This is a genomic window from Rhodococcus sp. NPDC004095 (genome assembly GCF_053604015.1).
Genome location: NZ_JBSGGS010000001.1, coordinates 182,662 through 197,305, shown reverse-complemented (window position 1 = coordinate 197,305; position 14,644 = coordinate 182,662). Strand labels below are relative to the sequence as shown.

Sequence of the window (14,644 nt, the reverse complement as noted above, 5' to 3'; positions counted from 1 at the left end):
CGATCATGACTGCAACAGCTACCAAGATCCGGGTTCCCCACTTCGTCCGCGGAAAGCTGGTCTGGGGCGAGGACAGCGAGTACCTCTCACGGGACTTCGGCGTTCCGTTCGTCACGCCACGACTCGAACTCGGTGATCTCTTCGTTCCCCGCACGCAGCCCGGCCCCGCGTTCGACGTTCCCATCTCCGAGATCATCGACTTCCTCGTCGAGACCGCACAGCACCTCACCCTCGAGAAGAACGAGTATCTCCAGGAGTCGCTGGAGATGACGCTTCAGGTGAGCGCGCTGCCGCGCCGCATCATCGAGAACACCTTCGCCCGACCGGGACAGTTCCTGACCAGGCAGGCACTCGAGTACCGGCTCGAGCGGACCTTCGGCGGCATCGACCTGCTGGACGGCTGGGTGGAGCGGACCGACCCGAACGGCAACGTCAGCCGCGTCCGGGCGTTCCCGCCGCGGCTGGTGCACATGATGGCCGGCAACTCTCCGAGCGCGGCGATGACCTCGATCGCCGACGCCGCACTCGTCAAGGCCGTCAACGTCTTCAAGATGCCGTCGGCGGACCCGTTCACCACCGTCGCGGTGCTGCGCACGATGGCCGACATAGCCCCCGATCATCCGGTGCTCCGGTCCATGTCGGCCGTGTACTGGCGCGGCGGCGACGCCAAGGTCGAGAACGTGCTGTACCGCTCCCAGTACTTCGACAAGCTGGTCGCCTGGGGCGGTGGGGCCGCCATCGAGAACGCGGCGAAGTACGTCGGACCGGGATTCCAGCTGATCTCGTTCGACCCGAAGGTCTCGATGTCGATCGTCGGCAGGGAAGCCTTCGAGTCCGAGGACACGCTGCGCGAGGTCGCCGAGCTCGCCGCTGCCGACGCCACGATCTTCAACCAGGACGCCTGCCTGGCCGCCCGGCACATCTGCGTCGAGGGCGACATCGAGCAGGTCGACCGCTTCTGCGCGCTGCTCCATGAGCGACTCGGGGTCGATCGAGCCTTCACCTCGGCTGTCGGGCCGAAGCCGCCCAGTGACATTCGCGAGGCGGTCGACGGAATGCGTTTCCTCGAACCCGACTACCGGATCTGGGGCGGCTACGACGGTCGCGGTCTGGTCGTGCGGTCGCCGGAGATGGTCGACTTCCATCCGACCAACAAGACGGTCAACGTGATTCCCGTCGCCGAAATGAGCGATGCGGCGTCCCACGCGACCGTGGCGACCCAGACGGTCGGCGTCTATCCCACGCATCGCAAGGCCGAGGTCCGGGACGCGCTCGCGACCGCGGGCGTGCAACGCGTCGTCAAGCTCGGCGGCGCGATGACCGGCAGCATGGGCAGCCCGCACGACGGCATGTACCCGCTGCACCGGTTCGTGAACTGGGTGGTGGACGACGATGCCTGAACAGTCATCCATACCGCTGAGGGTGCTCGGCCGATCCGGCATCCGGGTCAGCGAACTGTGTCTGGGCGCCATGACCTTCGGCACCGAGTGGGGATTCGGGGCGGACGAGGACACCAGCGGCCAGATCTACCGCGCCTATCGGGAGGCCGGCGGCAACTTCGTCGACACCGCCAACAACTACACCAACGGTGCGAGCGAGGAGATCCTCGGGCGCCTCGTCGCCGCCGAACGCGAGGGGGTCGTGCTCAGCACCAAGTACACCCTGCCCACCGACGCCGGCGACCCGAACTCCGGAGGCAACCACCGCAAGAGCCTGCGGCGCAGCGTCGAAACCAGTCTGCGCCGGCTGGGGACCGACTACGTGGACCTGCTGTGGGTGCACGCCTGGGACCGGGGGACCCCGGTCGAGGAGACGTTGCGGGCACTCGACGATCTGGTGCGCAGCGGCAAGGTGCTCGCCATCGGGGTGACCAACACCCCGGCCTGGGTCGTCTCGCGGTCGACGGCCATCGCCGAGCTGCGCGGCTGGAATGCGTTCTGTGCCATGCAGGTCGAGTACTCGTTGCTCGCCCGTACCGCCGACCGGGAATTCCTGCCGATGGCCCGTGAACTCGGCCTCGCCACGTACGCGTGGAGCCCACTTGCGCGGGGGCTGCTGGTCGGCAAGGGGCGCGGGCTCGACCGGCTCGGTCCTGCCGGCCACCGAGCGGTGGAGGCCGTCGCCGAGATCGCGGCCGAGACGGGGGCCACCCCGGCTCAGGTCGCGCTCGCCTGGGTGCGCAGGCAGGGCGTGATGCCGTTGATCGGAGCGCGGACGGTCGCCCAACTCCGCGACAACCTCGGCGTGGTGGGCGTCGCCCTCGAGGATCACCAGGTCGAGAGGCTGGACAAGGCGACACGCATCAGGCTCGGCTATCCGCACGACTTCCTGCACGAGCGACGGGCCCAGCTCTCGCCGTACCAACAGTTCCGGGACGAACACACCGCCTGAAAGTGGGATACACGCGATGGACACACTCGATCACTGGATAGGCGGGACCGCCGCGGCGCCGGTGACCGGCGCCTACCTGCCCGTCACAGACCCGGCCACCGGGAACACCGTCCGGCAGCTCGCTTCGGGCGACGCCGCCGTCGTGGACGCCGCGGTGCGATCCGCGACCGCGGCGCTGCCGACCTGGCGGCAGATTCCCGCGCTCACGCGGGGGCGCCTGCTGACCGATCTGGCGCGGCGGATGAGGGACGAGCTGCCCGCCCTCGCGGCGCTCGAGGTCAGCGAGACCGGCAAACCCGAGAAGGTTGCCATCGGTGAGATCGAGACATCTGCAGCGTATTTCGAGTTCTACGGCGGTCTCGTCGCGATGCCGGCGGGGGAGACCCTGGACGTCGCAGCGGACCAGCACGTCTACACCCGGCGTGAGCCGTTCGGTGTGGTCGGTGTCGTCACCCCGTGGAACGTCCCGTTGAATCAGGCCGCCCGGGCGTGCGCACCGGCCCTGGCCGCGGGCAACACCGTGGTGGTGAAGCCGTCCGAGTTCACCTCGGCCACCACCGTGCGGCTGGCCCGGCTCGCGTCGGAGGCCGGCTTCCCTGACGGCGTGCTGAACGTGGTGCTCGGGACCGGGGCGGGTGCCGGAGCCGCACTGGTCGGGCATCCCGATGTCGCGAAGGTCGCGTTCACCGGTTCCGTCGGCACCGGACGGGTGATCGGCCGGATCGCCGCCGAGCGGATCATCCCGCTGACACTCGAACTGGGCGGCAAGTCCGCGAACATCGTCTTCGCCGACGCCGATCTCGACGCCGCGGTCACCGGCGCGCTCCAGGGGTTCACCGCCAACACCGGGCAGGTGTGCTCCAACGGCACCCGGCTCCTGGTGCAGCGCGAGGTGTACGAGCAGGTGGTGTCCCGCCTGGTGGAGCGCACCGCGCAGGTGCGGGTGGGCCGGGACCTCGGCCCCCTCATCACCCACGACCAGTTCCTCCGGGTGCAGGAGTACTTCGAGATCGCCGAGGCCGAGGGGGCCCGCGCCGAGATCGGAGGGACGGTGTCGGCTCTCGCCGCCGAAACCGGTGGCTACTACATCGATCCCACCGTCTACACCGGGGTGGACAACTCGGCGCGGATCGCCCGTGAGGAGATCTTCGGTCCCGTGGTGGTGGTGCTCCCGTTCGACACCGAGGACGAGGCGGTCGAGATCGCCGAGGACTCCGAGTACGGGCTCGTCGCCGGGGTGTGGACGACCGACGTCTCCCGCGCGCTGCGGGTCAGCGATCGGCTGCGGGTTGGCCAGGTGTTCGTCAACACCTGGTCCACGGGATCGGTGCAGACCCCGTTCGGTGGTTGGAAGAACAGCGGTTACGGCCGAGAGAAGGGTGTGGAGGCATTGCATCACTACAGCCAGGTCAAGTGCGTGACGATCAAGATTTCTTCGGGAGCGGGCCGATGACCGAACGGAACGGGTCGGAGCACCCCGCAGAGGTCGTCGACCAGAGCCGGCTGTTCTCCCTCGAGGGCAAGGTGGCGCTGGTCACCGGTGGCAGCCGCGGGCTGGGCCGGGAGATGGTGTTGGCCTTCGCGCGGGCGGGAGCCGACGTGGTCGTCTGCAGCCGCAAGATCGAGTCGTGCGAACAGGTGGCACGGGAGGTGGAGGCGCTGGGCCGCAGGGCACTACCGGTCGCCTGCCATGTCGGCAGGTGGCAGGACATCGACGAGTTGGTCGCGGCCAGCTACGAACACTTCGGGGTGATCGACATCCTGGTCAACAACGCCGGGCTGTCGCCGCTGGCGCCGTCGTCGGCGCAGACCTCGGAAGAGCTGTTCGACAAGGTCGTTGCGGTGAACTTCAAGGGTCCGTTCCGTCTGGGTTCGCTGGTCGGTCAGCGGATGGCGGACGGCGACGGCGGAACGATCATCAACATCTCCTCGTCCGGCGCCATCTTCCCCGCACCCGCGTTCGGGCCCTACGCGGGGGCGAAGGCGGCTCTCAACGCGCTCACCGGCGTGTTCGCGCGGGAATTCGCGCCGGCCGTCCGCGTCAACACGATCTCGGCGGGACCGTTCCTGACCGACATCGCCAAGGCGTGGAGCACCGACGCGAAGAAGTCGCTGCGCAGCGCCGCCGGACGTCCCGGGAACCCGGAGGAGATCGTCACCACGGCGCTGTACCTGGCGAGCCCCGCATCGAGCTACACGACGAACTCGTTCATTCGGCTCGACGGCGGCCTGTACTGACCCGATCTCATGGCTGAAGGGCACCTTCACGCGGTCCGACCGTGTGAAGGTGCCCTTCGGTCATGGGGGGACGTGGTGGTGCGGGATCAGAACTCGGTGATACCGGCGTCCGGGGCGATCTCGTGGGCGGTGATGTACTTCGACTCGTCCGACGCCAGGAACAGCACGGTGTCGGCGATGTCCTCCGGTTCGGTGATGTCGACCGGCAGCATGTTCATCATCATCGCGCCGAGCCGCTCGTCCCCGGCGATCGCGCCGTGGATCTGCTCCTGCATGTCGCCGCTGCCCATCGGGGTGTTGACCCCGGTCGGGTGCACGCTGTTGACCCGGATGCTGTGCCGCGCCAACTCGGCAGCGAACGCCTTCGCCATCCCGCGGACCGCGAACTTGCTGGTCGTGTACGGCACCATGAACGGCTGCACCTTCAGCCCCGCCGCCGAGCTGATCAGGATGATCGAGCCGCCACCGGCCTGCACCAGGTGCGGCGCGCCGACCATCACGGTGTTCCACACGCCGGTGACGTTGGTGCTGATCGTGTCCTCGTAGATCTTCGGGGTGACCTGGTCCCACGGCTTCGGCACGCAGATACCGGCATTGGCCACCACGACGTCCAGCCGGCCCAACTCGGCGACGGCGGAATCGACGATGCCCCGCAACTTCTCGAGATCACGGACGTCGACGATCCCGGACACAACGCGGCTGCCGGTCTTCTCCACCAGTCGCACCGTCTCCTGCAGGTCCTCCGGTGTCGCAGAGTCGTATGCCACGCTCGGCAGTGGCGCGCACACGTCCACGACGATGACGTCGGCGCCCTCGTCGGCCAACCGGACCGCCTCGGCCCGCCCCTGTCCACGAGCCGCCCCGGTGATCAGCGCGACTTTGCCGGATACTCGACCACTCAACAGAATTCACCGCTTTCGGATTGTCGTGCCTGATTGGTACTTGCTACACCCAACCAATGTGGCACAACATCCCCGATCGGTCGAGCCGTCGGGTTCACCCACTCCCGAGGAGCGGAAGATTCAGCGAGTGGACTGGGCGTCGATCGCGTCGTCCAGCAGGCCCAGGGAGCCGCCGAGATCGGCAACGGTCTTGCGCACCACGTCGACGTCCTTTCGCAGAAAGTCCTCGACTGACTTGGTGAACACCGCGACCGAGCCACGACTGGAAACCCCGCTGAGCGCGCGGCTGGCGGCACTGCCGTGGGGGAGGGCGGCAAGGAGAGCGGATTCGTCGACGCCGAGCTGTTCCGCGAGGCGGACCGCTTCGGCCAGCAGACCGATGTTGGCCGCGAACAGCGCGTTGTTGACCAGCTTCACCCGCTGCCCCGACCCGGTGCCTCCGACATGGATCACCGGGTCCGCATAGGACGACAACGCCGGCCGCACCCGGTCGACAACGGAGGCCTCGCCGCCGGCGAACACGGTCAGCGTCCCCGCGGCGATGTCGTGCGGCCCGCCGCTGACCGGGGCGTCGACGACACAGATGCCGTGCAGGCGGGCCCGGGTCGCGACGGCCTCGGCCGTGCGCGGGCTGCCGGTGGTGTGCAGCACCAGCGCGGCCCCCGGAGTCATCTCGGGGAGCAACGGCCCGTCCAGGCAGATCTCCCGGACCTGATCATCGGTGAACACGCACACGATGACGATGTCGGCGTCTTCGGACACCGCGGTGACATCGGCGACCGGACGCGCACCCAATTCCGCGACAGTGGAACGCCGTTCGTCGGACCGTGCGAGTGCGCGCACGTCGTGCCCGGAGTCGACCAGGCGGCGGACCATCGGCCCGCCCATCCGGCCCGTCCCGATGAACCCGATCCTCATCGGCGGTGATCCATCAGATCGAGGGTCGCGTCCGCGGCGGTGAGGACGATCCCGGGCTGCGCCGCTGCGGCATCGGCGAGATCGGCGACCAGGCCGACGTCCTTTCGCAGCAGGTCCCCGGCATGCTGGGCGATCCGGTCGAGGGTCCCGCCCGCGGACACCACGCGCCCGAGCGCGAAACTGTTGGCGGTTCCGTGCGCGATCACCTCGCCGAGTCGATCGGCGTTGATGCCGAGGGACTTCCCCAGCGTGAGGGTGCTGTGGGCGGTGGAGAGGTTCGCGGTGAAGAGCAGGTTGTTCAGGAGCTTGGTGACCTGTCCCGAGCCGACCCCGCCGAGGTGGACCACCGGGTCGCCGAAGGTCTCCAGAACGGGTCGGCACCGTGCCACCGACTCGTCGTCGCCGCCGACCATGACCAGCAGCTGCCCCGCCTCGGCGGCGGCGGGCCCGCCGCTGACCGGGGCGTCGACCACGGTGACCCCGCGCTCGGCGGCGATCTCGGTCAGTTCGCGGCAGGTGTCGGGATGGATGGTGCTGTGCACCACGATGATTCCGCCGGGCGCCAGCCCGGCGAGGACGCCCGTCTCTCCGGTGACCACCTGGCGCACGTCATCGTCGCCGACCACACAGAGGCACACGACGTCGCTGGCGGCACCGAGGACCGCGGGTGACTCGGCCGTCGCCGCCGCGGTGCCGGCGAACGGTTCGAGGCTCTGCGGACGGCGGGCCCACAGCGTCGTGGGGTGACCTGCGTCGACGATGCGTCGCGCGATGGGTGCGCCCTGCAGTCCCAGACCGATGAATCCAACTCGTATCACTGCGCCTCCACTTCCGCTTCTCCGGCTGCTGTCGATTCCGTCTCCGTCTTCGAGCACACGCTGTCCGTCGGTTCCGGACGCCAGAACGTGGCGAGCAGGCCCGCCGCCGCGACCACTCCGACACCGAGCGCGATGGCGCCGCCCGTCCAGCCGGCGAGGTCGATCCCGGCGACGACGTCCACCGAGGCTTCGCCCGGCCCGAGCATTGCGAGCGCGAGCGCCACCACCGCGAGCACCAGGACGTATTCGTATCCCTCACGGAAGACGAAGAATCCGTTCGGCCGGTGCGCGAGGAAGCCGGCCACCACCATCACCGAAATGGTGGCCGCGCAGGCGAAGGGGGTGAGCAGGCCGAGGATCAGCAGCACGCCCGCTGCTATCTCGGTGACCACACTCGCCCATGCCTGCAGCGTTCCGTTGCGGAGGCCGAGCCCGCTGAACCAGCGGGCAGTTCCTTCGATGCGGCCTCCGCCGAGCCAATGGTTGATCCCGTGGGCGACCATGGTCGCACCCAGGACCAATCGGATGAGGAGTACGGCGGTGTCGGCGGCTTCCACTGGTTCACTTCCCTTCTCGTGGTCGTGTCGTGCCCCCGGACGCGGGTGCGCCCGAGGTGCCGTGACGCAGGCCGGCCACGCATTCCTCCACGAAGGACAGAACGTTCAGGTGGTAGGCCGGGGCGGTGTGCCCGAGGCTGAGATTGTGGCCACCGTCGAGCTGGGTACGGGTCTCGACGCGCGGTGCGGTGACGAACTGTGTTGCGATGGCGCGCAGGGCTTCCGGGTCGTTGCGCCACACCCGCTCGTGCTCGCCGGCGGTGAAGTGCACCGGTACGTGGACCTGCGCCGCGAGTTCGGGGAAGTTCGTGCGCGGCCACTGCCCGACGACCTCGGTCTCGTACGACGGGGTGGCCGATCCGATGGGTCCCCCACCGAGGAGTTCGCGCGGATACAGGTGCTCGGGCTTCCACAGCAGCTCCCGCACGCCGCTCGGGGCCGCGTTGCGCTCGCTGGAGCGGAAGATGCTGTGCGCCCGTGGCTGGTGCTCCCGGCCGGTACCGGAGAGTTCGAGACCGACCAGATGGCGTCCGCGGTCATCGGCTGCGATCCGGGTGCCCAGCTCGCAGCCGACGGAGTGCGCCCACACGAACATCCCCGCCCCCCGATCGCTCCCGCCGAGAATCCGGTCCACCGCGCCGTAGGCGAGGTCGACCCGCCGCTGCGGGGGCGCGACCTCGTCGGCGTGTGGCGCGGAGGCGCCGTAACCCGGCCGGTCGATCGCGACGACGGTGTAGCCGAGCGCCGCACCGGTACGCAGGAGCGAGTACCGCGGGTGACCAGGGCAGTCGAAGTACCCGGAGTCGGTGGCGCCGCCGTGGAGGGCGAGGATGACCGCCCGCGGATTCGCCGCCTCGGCGACGAGGGCGGACATGGGTATGCCGTCGACGTCGACGACCCGGTACACGGGTGTGGCCTCGAGCCGTTGTGTCTGCATGTTCAGATCGGAATCGGTTGTGGTCAAGTGTCACTCCGCAGGAGAAGGACGCCGCCAGGGGTGAGACCGCCACTGCTTGCGACTGCGACCCGGGCGTCGGGGATCTGACGGGCACCCGCCTCGCCGCGCAGCTGGGTGATCGCCTCGTGGATCAGACCCATGCCGTGGGTGCGGCCGTGGGAGAGTTGACCGCCGTGGGTGTTGAGGGGGAGCACACCGTCGCGGGCGATGTTGTGACCGCCGTCGAGGAAGTCCTTCGCTTCGCCGATGCCGCAGAAGCCGAGCGCCTCGATCCAGGACAGGCAGTTGAAGCTGAACCCGTCGTAGAGCTCGGCGACATCGACGTCGTCGGGACGCAGCGATGTCCGCGACCACAGGTGCGCGGACGGCCCGAGCACCTGCGGTTCGTGGGTGAGCGTGCTCTGGTCCCACTCGATGCGTTCGACGATCTGGGTGCCGACCGCCTCCACGAGGACCGGCGGCTTGGCGAGGTCACGCGCGACGTCCACGGCGGAGACGATCACGGCGATCGAGGCGTCACACGGGACGTCGCAGTCGTAGAGCCCGAACGGGGTGGTGATCGCCCGGGCGCCCAGGTAGTCGTCCATCGTCATCGGATCGCGGTAGATCGCGGTCGGGTTCAGCTGGGCGTTGGCCCGCTGGTTCAACGCGATCCAGCCGAGGGTTTCACGGGTGGTGCCGTATCGGTGGAAGTGCCGCTGGGCGTTCTGCGCGAGGGTGTGCGCGGCGGAGGTGGCGCCGAAGGGCATCAGCCAGCTCGGAGTGCGGCCCGCACCCGACGGAGCCGGGATCCGGCCGAGCTTCGTCAGCTCGCTGTGGGTCGATTCCCACAGGGTCCGGTAGCACAGCACGTGGCGGGCCAGCCCGCTGGCGACGGCCATCATCGCCGCGATCACCGAGCCGCTCGGCCCGAAGGTCTCGATCCCGCCGTTGTGCCAGGTCGGTCGCAGTCCGAGGGCCGCCTCGACCGTTGTGACGCCGCCCTCGCCGAAGCCGCCGACCTGACCGCCGCCCGGATAGCTCGCCAGGCCGTCGATGTCGTCCATCGTCAGCCCGGCGTCCGCGACCGCCCGCTCGCACGCCTCCAGCGTGAGGTCCAGCGGTGTCCGCATCAGGCGTCGACCGATCTGCGACATGCCGATTCCGGTGAGTGCGACCTTGTCCTCGAACTTCGTCCCGGTGGCCATCGGCCGGATGTGTTGCCGGATCTGGTCCGGGGCGATTTCGTCAGTGGGCAGCGGGGCAGGCGTGGGCTGGTCCGCTGTCGGGCGGAACAGGGGGAGCCACACGTCGTCGTCGTGGTGGAACACGACCTCCATGCGCGTGCCCAGTGTGAGCTGCGCCGGATCGCACTCGATTGCGTTGGTGGTCAACCGAACACGTGGATCGTCCTCCAGTGCGACCTGCGCCACCACGTAGGGCGCGGGTAGGCCGGGGAGGGCGAAGCGGTGGTTGACCGTGAATCCGATGAGCGTCGCGAACCCGGAGGTGACGCGAACACCCATCTCGTGTCCCCGGCAGTACCGGCAGATCGGCTGTGGGGGGTGGATCAGGGCGTCGCAGGACCGGCACTCCTGGACCCGCAGCCTGCCGTCGGCGCCGGAGGTCCAGAAGAACCGACTCTCCTCGGTGACCAGCGGCAGGGGACGGCCGGACGCGGGGGCCCGACCGTCCTCTGCGCGCATGGTCTCCGTGAGTACCGAGTCAGTCACGAATCCGCGCCGATTCCTTGTGGATGGTGACCGGCTCCGCGAGTCGCTGCTCGTCGCAGATCTTCTGCAGCTCGGCGAGGGTCTCGTCGAGGCCTGCACCCAGGCGCGGCCCGGGGGTGAAGGTGGCCGGCAGCTTCCGCATGCCCTGGATGACGCCGATGGTGTCGTAGTGCACGGTGCCCTCGGGGTCACACTTGTAGTCCGGCATCCGGTCGAGCACCGCGATCAGCATGCGCTTGAACACCATCCGGGCCATGTTCGACCCGATGCAACGGTGGACGCCGAGCCCGAAGCTGAAGTGCCGGTTACCCCGCCGTTCCAGGTCGACGTCGTTCGGTTCGGCGAACAGCGAGGGATCCCGGTTGGCCATCGCCCAGGACAGCCACAGTCGCTCGCCTTCCTTGAACTCCGTACCCTCGAACTCGGTGTCGGCGCTGAACGTGCGCCCGTCGCCAGGCGCGGGGGTGAAGTAGCGAAGGAACTCCTCGGTCGCGGAGTCCACCAGGGTGTCTCGTTCCCGGCTGAGGATCTCGCGCTGCTCGGGATTCTGGGACAGCCACTCGAGCGAGTGCGCGGTCAGCGCAGTGGTCGTGTCGAAGCCGCCGCCGATGATCAGGCTCAGAATGCCGAGCAACTCCATGTCGTCGGGCTTCTCGCCCAGAACCTCGACGTCGGCGACGGCGTTGATCAGCCCGGGGCGCGGATTCTGCCGGATCTCGAAGAGATTGGTCAGCAAATCGATGCCCATCGTGCGGTGCAGTTCGCCGATGCGCGCAATGTCCGGTGAGTCGGGCGGAGTGTAGACCGCGGCGTGGACGGGCTCGTTGTAGATGGTCCACTTCTCGATCGGGATGCCCATCATCGCCAGTGTGAGAACGGCGGGAACGATGTTCGCCAGATCGTCGACGAAGTCGATCTTCCCGCTCTCGATCTTCTCGTCGATGGATGCCCGCACCACTTCGTCCACGAAGGGAATCCAGCGCTGCACGGCCGCCGGGGACAGGTACGGGTTGAGCAGCGCCCGGAACTCGCGATGCTCGGGGTCGTCCATCTCCAGGATGCCGCCGCGCACTCCCGAGGCGCGCTCCATGGTGGGGATCGCGATTCCCTTGTAGTTGCGGCGTTTTCCGTGGATGTCGTGGTCGTTCGAGACGTCAGCCGAGCGAGATAGGGCGAAGACCTCGTTGCTGCCCGCCGCGACCCAGTGGCCGCCGTGGGTGTCCGACCACGCCATCGGGCACTTGGACTGCATCTCCTCGGTGATCGGGAGGAACTGGTCGCGGTACTCCGGTGCGTGCCGGTCGAATTGGAATCTGTTCGTCTTGCGATTGTCGTGCGCTACGACGTCGTCAACGCTCATGCGCGTTGTCCTCCCTGGGGATTCGAGGTGGATGGCGATCTCGGATCGGCGTCGGTCAGGAGAGCGTGATGGCCTGCTCCGGACATGATCGGGCTGCTTCTCGGACAGCCTCCTCCTGGTCGGCCGGGACGTTCTCGTCCACGGGGGTCGAGTGGCCGTCGATGTCACTCAGTTCGAACGAGTCCGGAGCCGCCATCGCGCACAACGTGTGGCCCTGGCAGCGATGGGAATCGACCTGCACCTTCACTGTTTTCCTCCTTGTTGCAGGTGAATTCGGGTCAGATGTGGTAGTCGTACCACTTGAGGTAGCCGCCGGCGTCGACTCGCATCTGCATACCGGTCACGTATCGGGCCTCGTCGGACGCGAGGAAGAGCACGGTGTTGCTGATGTCCTCGGGCTCGACATAGGGGACCGGCATCGCCTGCATCACGGCGAAGCCCGGCTCGGCGTCCGCCCGCGTCGGATGCTCGAGATCGGGGCGGAAGGACCGGTACATGGGCTCGCTCTGCAGCATGTCGGTGTTGCAGTTGGTCGGGTGCACGACGTTCGCTCGGATATGGCGGGGGGCGAGATGTGTCGCGAGCTCGTGGATGTAGTGCGACAGTGCGCGCTTGGAGAACATGTATGCCACGCCGCCGAGGTCCTTGCCGGGGACATCGACCTTGCTGGCGTCCATCATCGCGGCCATCGAGCCGGTCGCGATGATCGACGCGCCCTCGCCGAGATGGGGCAGGGCCGCCTGAACGGCGTTCATGGTTCCGACGAGGTTGGTGTTCACCACGTCGCACCATGCCTGCACCTGCGGCTCACCCTTCATGCCCGCGACTCCGGCCTGGGCGACGACGATGTCGAGCTTGCCCAGCTCCGCGACGCCCTGCTCGACCGCCGCTCGCATCTGCTCGGCCTCGCGCACGTCGCCCTGCACGGCCACGACTCGGCGCCCGTGCTTCTCGATCAGCCGGGTCGTCTCCTCGAGATCCTCCGGAGTCGCCATCGGGTACCCGATGGTCGAGATGTCGGCACAGAGGTCGACCGCGATGATGTCGGCGCCCTCCTCGGCCAGCCGGACGGCGTGGCTGCGGCCCTGGCCCCGCGCGGCACCGGTGACGAATGCGACCTTGCCTTCTACACGACCCACTGTGGTGTCCTTTCGATGATTGGATTCGCCGGTGCGGCTACGTGTTTCGTCCGCCGTTGACGCCGAGGATCTGGCCGTTGATGTAGCCGGCCTCCTCGGAGACGAGGAAGGCGCAGGCGGCGGCGATGTCCTCGGGCCGGCCGACGCGGCGCACGGGCGTCCGCTGGATGTGTTCGTCGACGGTGCCGCCGAGGCGGCCCGCCGCCTCGGCCTTGCGCAGCATCGGGGTGTCGATGAAGCCGGGCGGAACCGCGTTGACGGTGATGCCTTTCGGGCCGAGCTCGAGCGCGAGCGACTTGGTCAGCCCGTTGACTGCGGATTTCGCCGCCACGTAGTGCGACATGAACGGCTGACCGGAGTGGGCGCTGGAGGAGGAGATGTTGACGATCCGGCCCCAGCCGGCGTCGAGCATGTCCGGGATGGCGGCCTGGATGCAGTGAAAGACGCCGTTGAGGTTCACGTTGATCACCCGGTTCCAGTCCTCGAACGGGATCTTCTTGAATTGCCCGTATCCCTCGAGGCCCGCCGCATTGACGAGGATCGACACCGGACCGAGTTGCGCGCGGACCTTGGTCAGCGCCTCCTCGACCTGGTCGCGGTCCGTCACATCGGCCTTGTGCGAGAAGTCGTCGTCGGTGGGATTGAGATCGAGTACCGCGACGTGACATCCGTCCGCGCGCAGGCGATCGGCGACCGCCTGACCGATGCCGGATGCGCCACCGGTCACCACTGCAGTCTTCATGACCAGGCCTCGTCGCCCGCGATCGTCGTGCGGTGCATGGTCCGCTCCGAGGACGGGTCGTAGGGCAGGGCCCGGTGCAGCATTCCGGTGTTGTCCCAGATCACCACGTCGCCCTCCTGCCACTCGTGGGTGTAGGAGAACTGCTCCTGGGTGCACCACTCCTGCAGCTCGTCCAGGAGCGCGCGGCTCTCCGCGGGATCCATCCCGACGATGTGATCGGCGGTGGCGCCGATGACGAAGGACTTGCGGCCGTCGCGGCGGGTCCACACCAGGTCCGACTCGTGGGTGGGCAGCTGGCGGTACGCGGCGAGCTGCTCGTCGGTGGGATCGGGGTGCACCAGGCGCTGGGCGGCCTCGAAGCTGTGCAGCACCCGCAGACCCTCGTACCGCTTGCGGTCCTGCTCGGGCATCGTGTCGTAGGCCGCGTAGGTGCTGGCGAACTGGGTGCCGCCGCCGACCATCGCCGCGTGCCGGCAGGTCAGCATGGTCGCCTTGGCGGGGATGTCATGCGTGGTGTCGTCGATGTGCCAGTGGAACGTGCCCTTGAGGTACTCGGCGGACTGGCTCTTCGCCGGGTCGAGGGAGACGACGAAGATCTCCTTGCCGGGCGCCGGCGTGCGGACCTCGCCGAGCCGGCGGCTGAACGCCAGCTGGGCGTCGTCGTCCAGATTCAGCCCGCGGATGAGCAGGACTCCGCGCCACTTCAGCGCCTCCATGCACTGAGCAATGACCCCTTCGCCTGCGAGGTCTTCCACACCGGTGACTTCCACACCCAACGAGGGGCGAAGCGCCTTCGTCTCGATCACAAGAATCTCCCTTCCAATTGCGAGAACCATACTCTCGCTTTTGTTACGCCCGCAAGACCCGAATGCCCGCTGGATGGCCGGTTGTGGCGCCCGTTCTCCTTCG

15 protein-coding genes are annotated in these 14,644 nt (G+C 68.3%); 4 read left to right on the top strand and 11 right to left on the bottom strand.

The window, feature by feature from the left end; translation table 11 throughout:
• Positions 1 to 5 precede the first annotated feature (5 nt).
• Genes ACWEPG_RS00875 through ACWEPG_RS00860 form a run of 4 tightly spaced genes read left to right on the top strand, consistent with a single transcriptional unit; the run spans position 6 to position 4,629 of the window.
• Positions 6 to 1,400 carry an acyl-CoA reductase gene (locus tag ACWEPG_RS00875; RefSeq protein WP_452593632.1) on the top strand — a complete coding sequence of 465 codons (1,395 nt, stop codon included), beginning with the start codon at positions 6 to 8 and terminating at the stop codon, positions 1,398 to 1,400.
• On the top strand, positions 1,393 to 2,391 hold the full coding sequence (locus tag ACWEPG_RS00870; protein WP_452593631.1) for an aldo/keto reductase: 999 nt from the start codon (positions 1,393 to 1,395) through the stop codon (positions 2,389 to 2,391). Before ACWEPG_RS00875 ends, ACWEPG_RS00870 begins: the two co-directional genes overlap by 8 nt.
• Before the next feature lie 16 nt (positions 2,392 to 2,407).
• Positions 2,408 to 3,844, top strand: coding sequence for an aldehyde dehydrogenase family protein (locus ACWEPG_RS00865; protein WP_452593630.1), 1,437 nt, complete (start codon positions 2,408 to 2,410; stop codon positions 3,842 to 3,844).
• Entirely contained in the window at positions 3,841 to 4,629 is a 789-nt protein-coding gene (locus ACWEPG_RS00860) for an SDR family NAD(P)-dependent oxidoreductase (RefSeq protein WP_452593629.1), read from the top strand. The genes ACWEPG_RS00865 and ACWEPG_RS00860 overlap by 4 nt, the downstream gene beginning before the upstream one ends.
• A gap of 86 nt (positions 4,630 to 4,715) precedes the next feature.
• Here the strand turns inward: ACWEPG_RS00860 and ACWEPG_RS00855 are convergent, their stop codons facing one another.
• The 11 genes from ACWEPG_RS00855 to ACWEPG_RS00805 all read right to left on the bottom strand — a co-directional run bounded on the left by ACWEPG_RS00855 (position 4,716) and on the right by ACWEPG_RS00805 (position 14,541).
• Positions 4,716 to 5,531, bottom strand: a complete 816-nt coding sequence (locus ACWEPG_RS00855; protein ID WP_450111896.1) for a mycofactocin-coupled SDR family oxidoreductase — start codon at positions 5,529 to 5,531, stop codon at positions 4,716 to 4,718.
• A gap of 120 nt (positions 5,532 to 5,651) precedes the next feature.
• Positions 5,652 to 6,449, bottom strand: a complete 798-nt coding sequence (locus tag ACWEPG_RS00850; protein ID WP_452593628.1) for an NAD(P)-dependent oxidoreductase — start codon at positions 6,447 to 6,449, stop codon at positions 5,652 to 5,654.
• Complete coding sequence (locus tag ACWEPG_RS00845) at positions 6,446 to 7,264, bottom strand: NAD(P)-dependent oxidoreductase (protein WP_452593862.1); 819 nt, start codon at positions 7,262 to 7,264, stop codon at positions 6,446 to 6,448. The genes ACWEPG_RS00850 and ACWEPG_RS00845 overlap by 4 nt, the downstream gene beginning before the upstream one ends.
• Complete coding sequence (locus ACWEPG_RS00840) at positions 7,264 to 7,824, bottom strand: DoxX family protein (RefSeq protein WP_452593627.1); 561 nt, start codon at positions 7,822 to 7,824, stop codon at positions 7,264 to 7,266. Before ACWEPG_RS00840 ends, ACWEPG_RS00845 begins: the two co-directional genes overlap by 1 nt.
• Positions 7,825 to 7,828: 4 nt before the next feature.
• Complete coding sequence (locus tag ACWEPG_RS00835; RefSeq protein ID WP_452593626.1) at positions 7,829 to 8,788, bottom strand: alpha/beta hydrolase; 960 nt, start codon at positions 8,786 to 8,788, stop codon at positions 7,829 to 7,831.
• Positions 8,785 to 10,467 carry a thiolase C-terminal domain-containing protein gene (locus ACWEPG_RS00830; protein ID WP_452593861.1) on the bottom strand — a complete coding sequence of 561 codons (1,683 nt, stop codon included), beginning with the start codon at positions 10,465 to 10,467 and terminating at the stop codon, positions 8,785 to 8,787. Before ACWEPG_RS00830 ends, ACWEPG_RS00835 begins: the two co-directional genes overlap by 4 nt.
• Positions 10,468 to 10,486: 19 nt before the next feature.
• Positions 10,487 to 11,854 carry a cytochrome P450 gene (locus tag ACWEPG_RS00825; protein WP_450111900.1) on the bottom strand — a complete coding sequence of 456 codons (1,368 nt, stop codon included), beginning with the start codon at positions 11,852 to 11,854 and terminating at the stop codon, positions 10,487 to 10,489.
• A 55-nt stretch (positions 11,855 to 11,909) separates the two neighbouring features.
• Positions 11,910 to 12,101, bottom strand: a complete 192-nt coding sequence (locus ACWEPG_RS00820; protein ID WP_450111901.1) for a ferredoxin — start codon at positions 12,099 to 12,101, stop codon at positions 11,910 to 11,912.
• 31 nt (positions 12,102 to 12,132) lie between these two features.
• A complete protein-coding gene (locus ACWEPG_RS00815; RefSeq protein ID WP_450133440.1) occupies positions 12,133 to 12,993 on the bottom strand; it encodes a mycofactocin-coupled SDR family oxidoreductase in 861 nt (286 codons plus the stop codon).
• A gap of 37 nt (positions 12,994 to 13,030) precedes the next feature.
• Complete coding sequence (locus tag ACWEPG_RS00810) at positions 13,031 to 13,735, bottom strand: SDR family NAD(P)-dependent oxidoreductase (protein ID WP_452593625.1); 705 nt, start codon at positions 13,733 to 13,735, stop codon at positions 13,031 to 13,033.
• Positions 13,732 to 14,541, bottom strand: a complete 810-nt coding sequence (locus tag ACWEPG_RS00805) for a TauD/TfdA dioxygenase family protein (RefSeq protein ID WP_450133438.1) — start codon at positions 14,539 to 14,541, stop codon at positions 13,732 to 13,734. Before ACWEPG_RS00805 ends, ACWEPG_RS00810 begins: the two co-directional genes overlap by 4 nt.
• Positions 14,542 to 14,644 lie beyond the last annotated feature (103 nt).

Excerpts from the sequence above, each read along its gene's own strand:
- ACWEPG_RS00875 (WP_452593632.1), top strand. The coding sequence starts at position 6 with ATGACTGCAACAGCTACCAAGATCCGGGTTCCCCACTTCGTCCGCGGA.
- ACWEPG_RS00870 (WP_452593631.1), top strand. The coding sequence starts at position 1,393 with ATGCCTGAACAGTCATCCATACCGCTGAGGGTGCTCGGCCGATCCGGC.
- ACWEPG_RS00865 (WP_452593630.1), top strand. The coding sequence starts at position 2,408 with ATGGACACACTCGATCACTGGATAGGCGGGACCGCCGCGGCGCCGGTG.
- ACWEPG_RS00860 (WP_452593629.1), top strand. The coding sequence starts at position 3,841 with ATGACCGAACGGAACGGGTCGGAGCACCCCGCAGAGGTCGTCGACCAG.
- ACWEPG_RS00850 (WP_452593628.1), bottom strand. The coding sequence starts at position 6,449 with ATGAGGATCGGGTTCATCGGGACGGGCCGGATGGGCGGGCCGATGGTC.
- ACWEPG_RS00830 (WP_452593861.1), bottom strand. The coding sequence starts at position 10,467 with ATGCGCGCAGAGGACGGTCGGGCCCCCGCGTCCGGCCGTCCCCTGCCG.
- ACWEPG_RS00825 (WP_450111900.1), bottom strand. The coding sequence starts at position 11,854 with ATGAGCGTTGACGACGTCGTAGCGCACGACAATCGCAAGACGAACAGA.
- ACWEPG_RS00810 (WP_452593625.1), bottom strand. The coding sequence starts at position 13,735 with ATGAAGACTGCAGTGGTGACCGGTGGCGCATCCGGCATCGGTCAGGCG.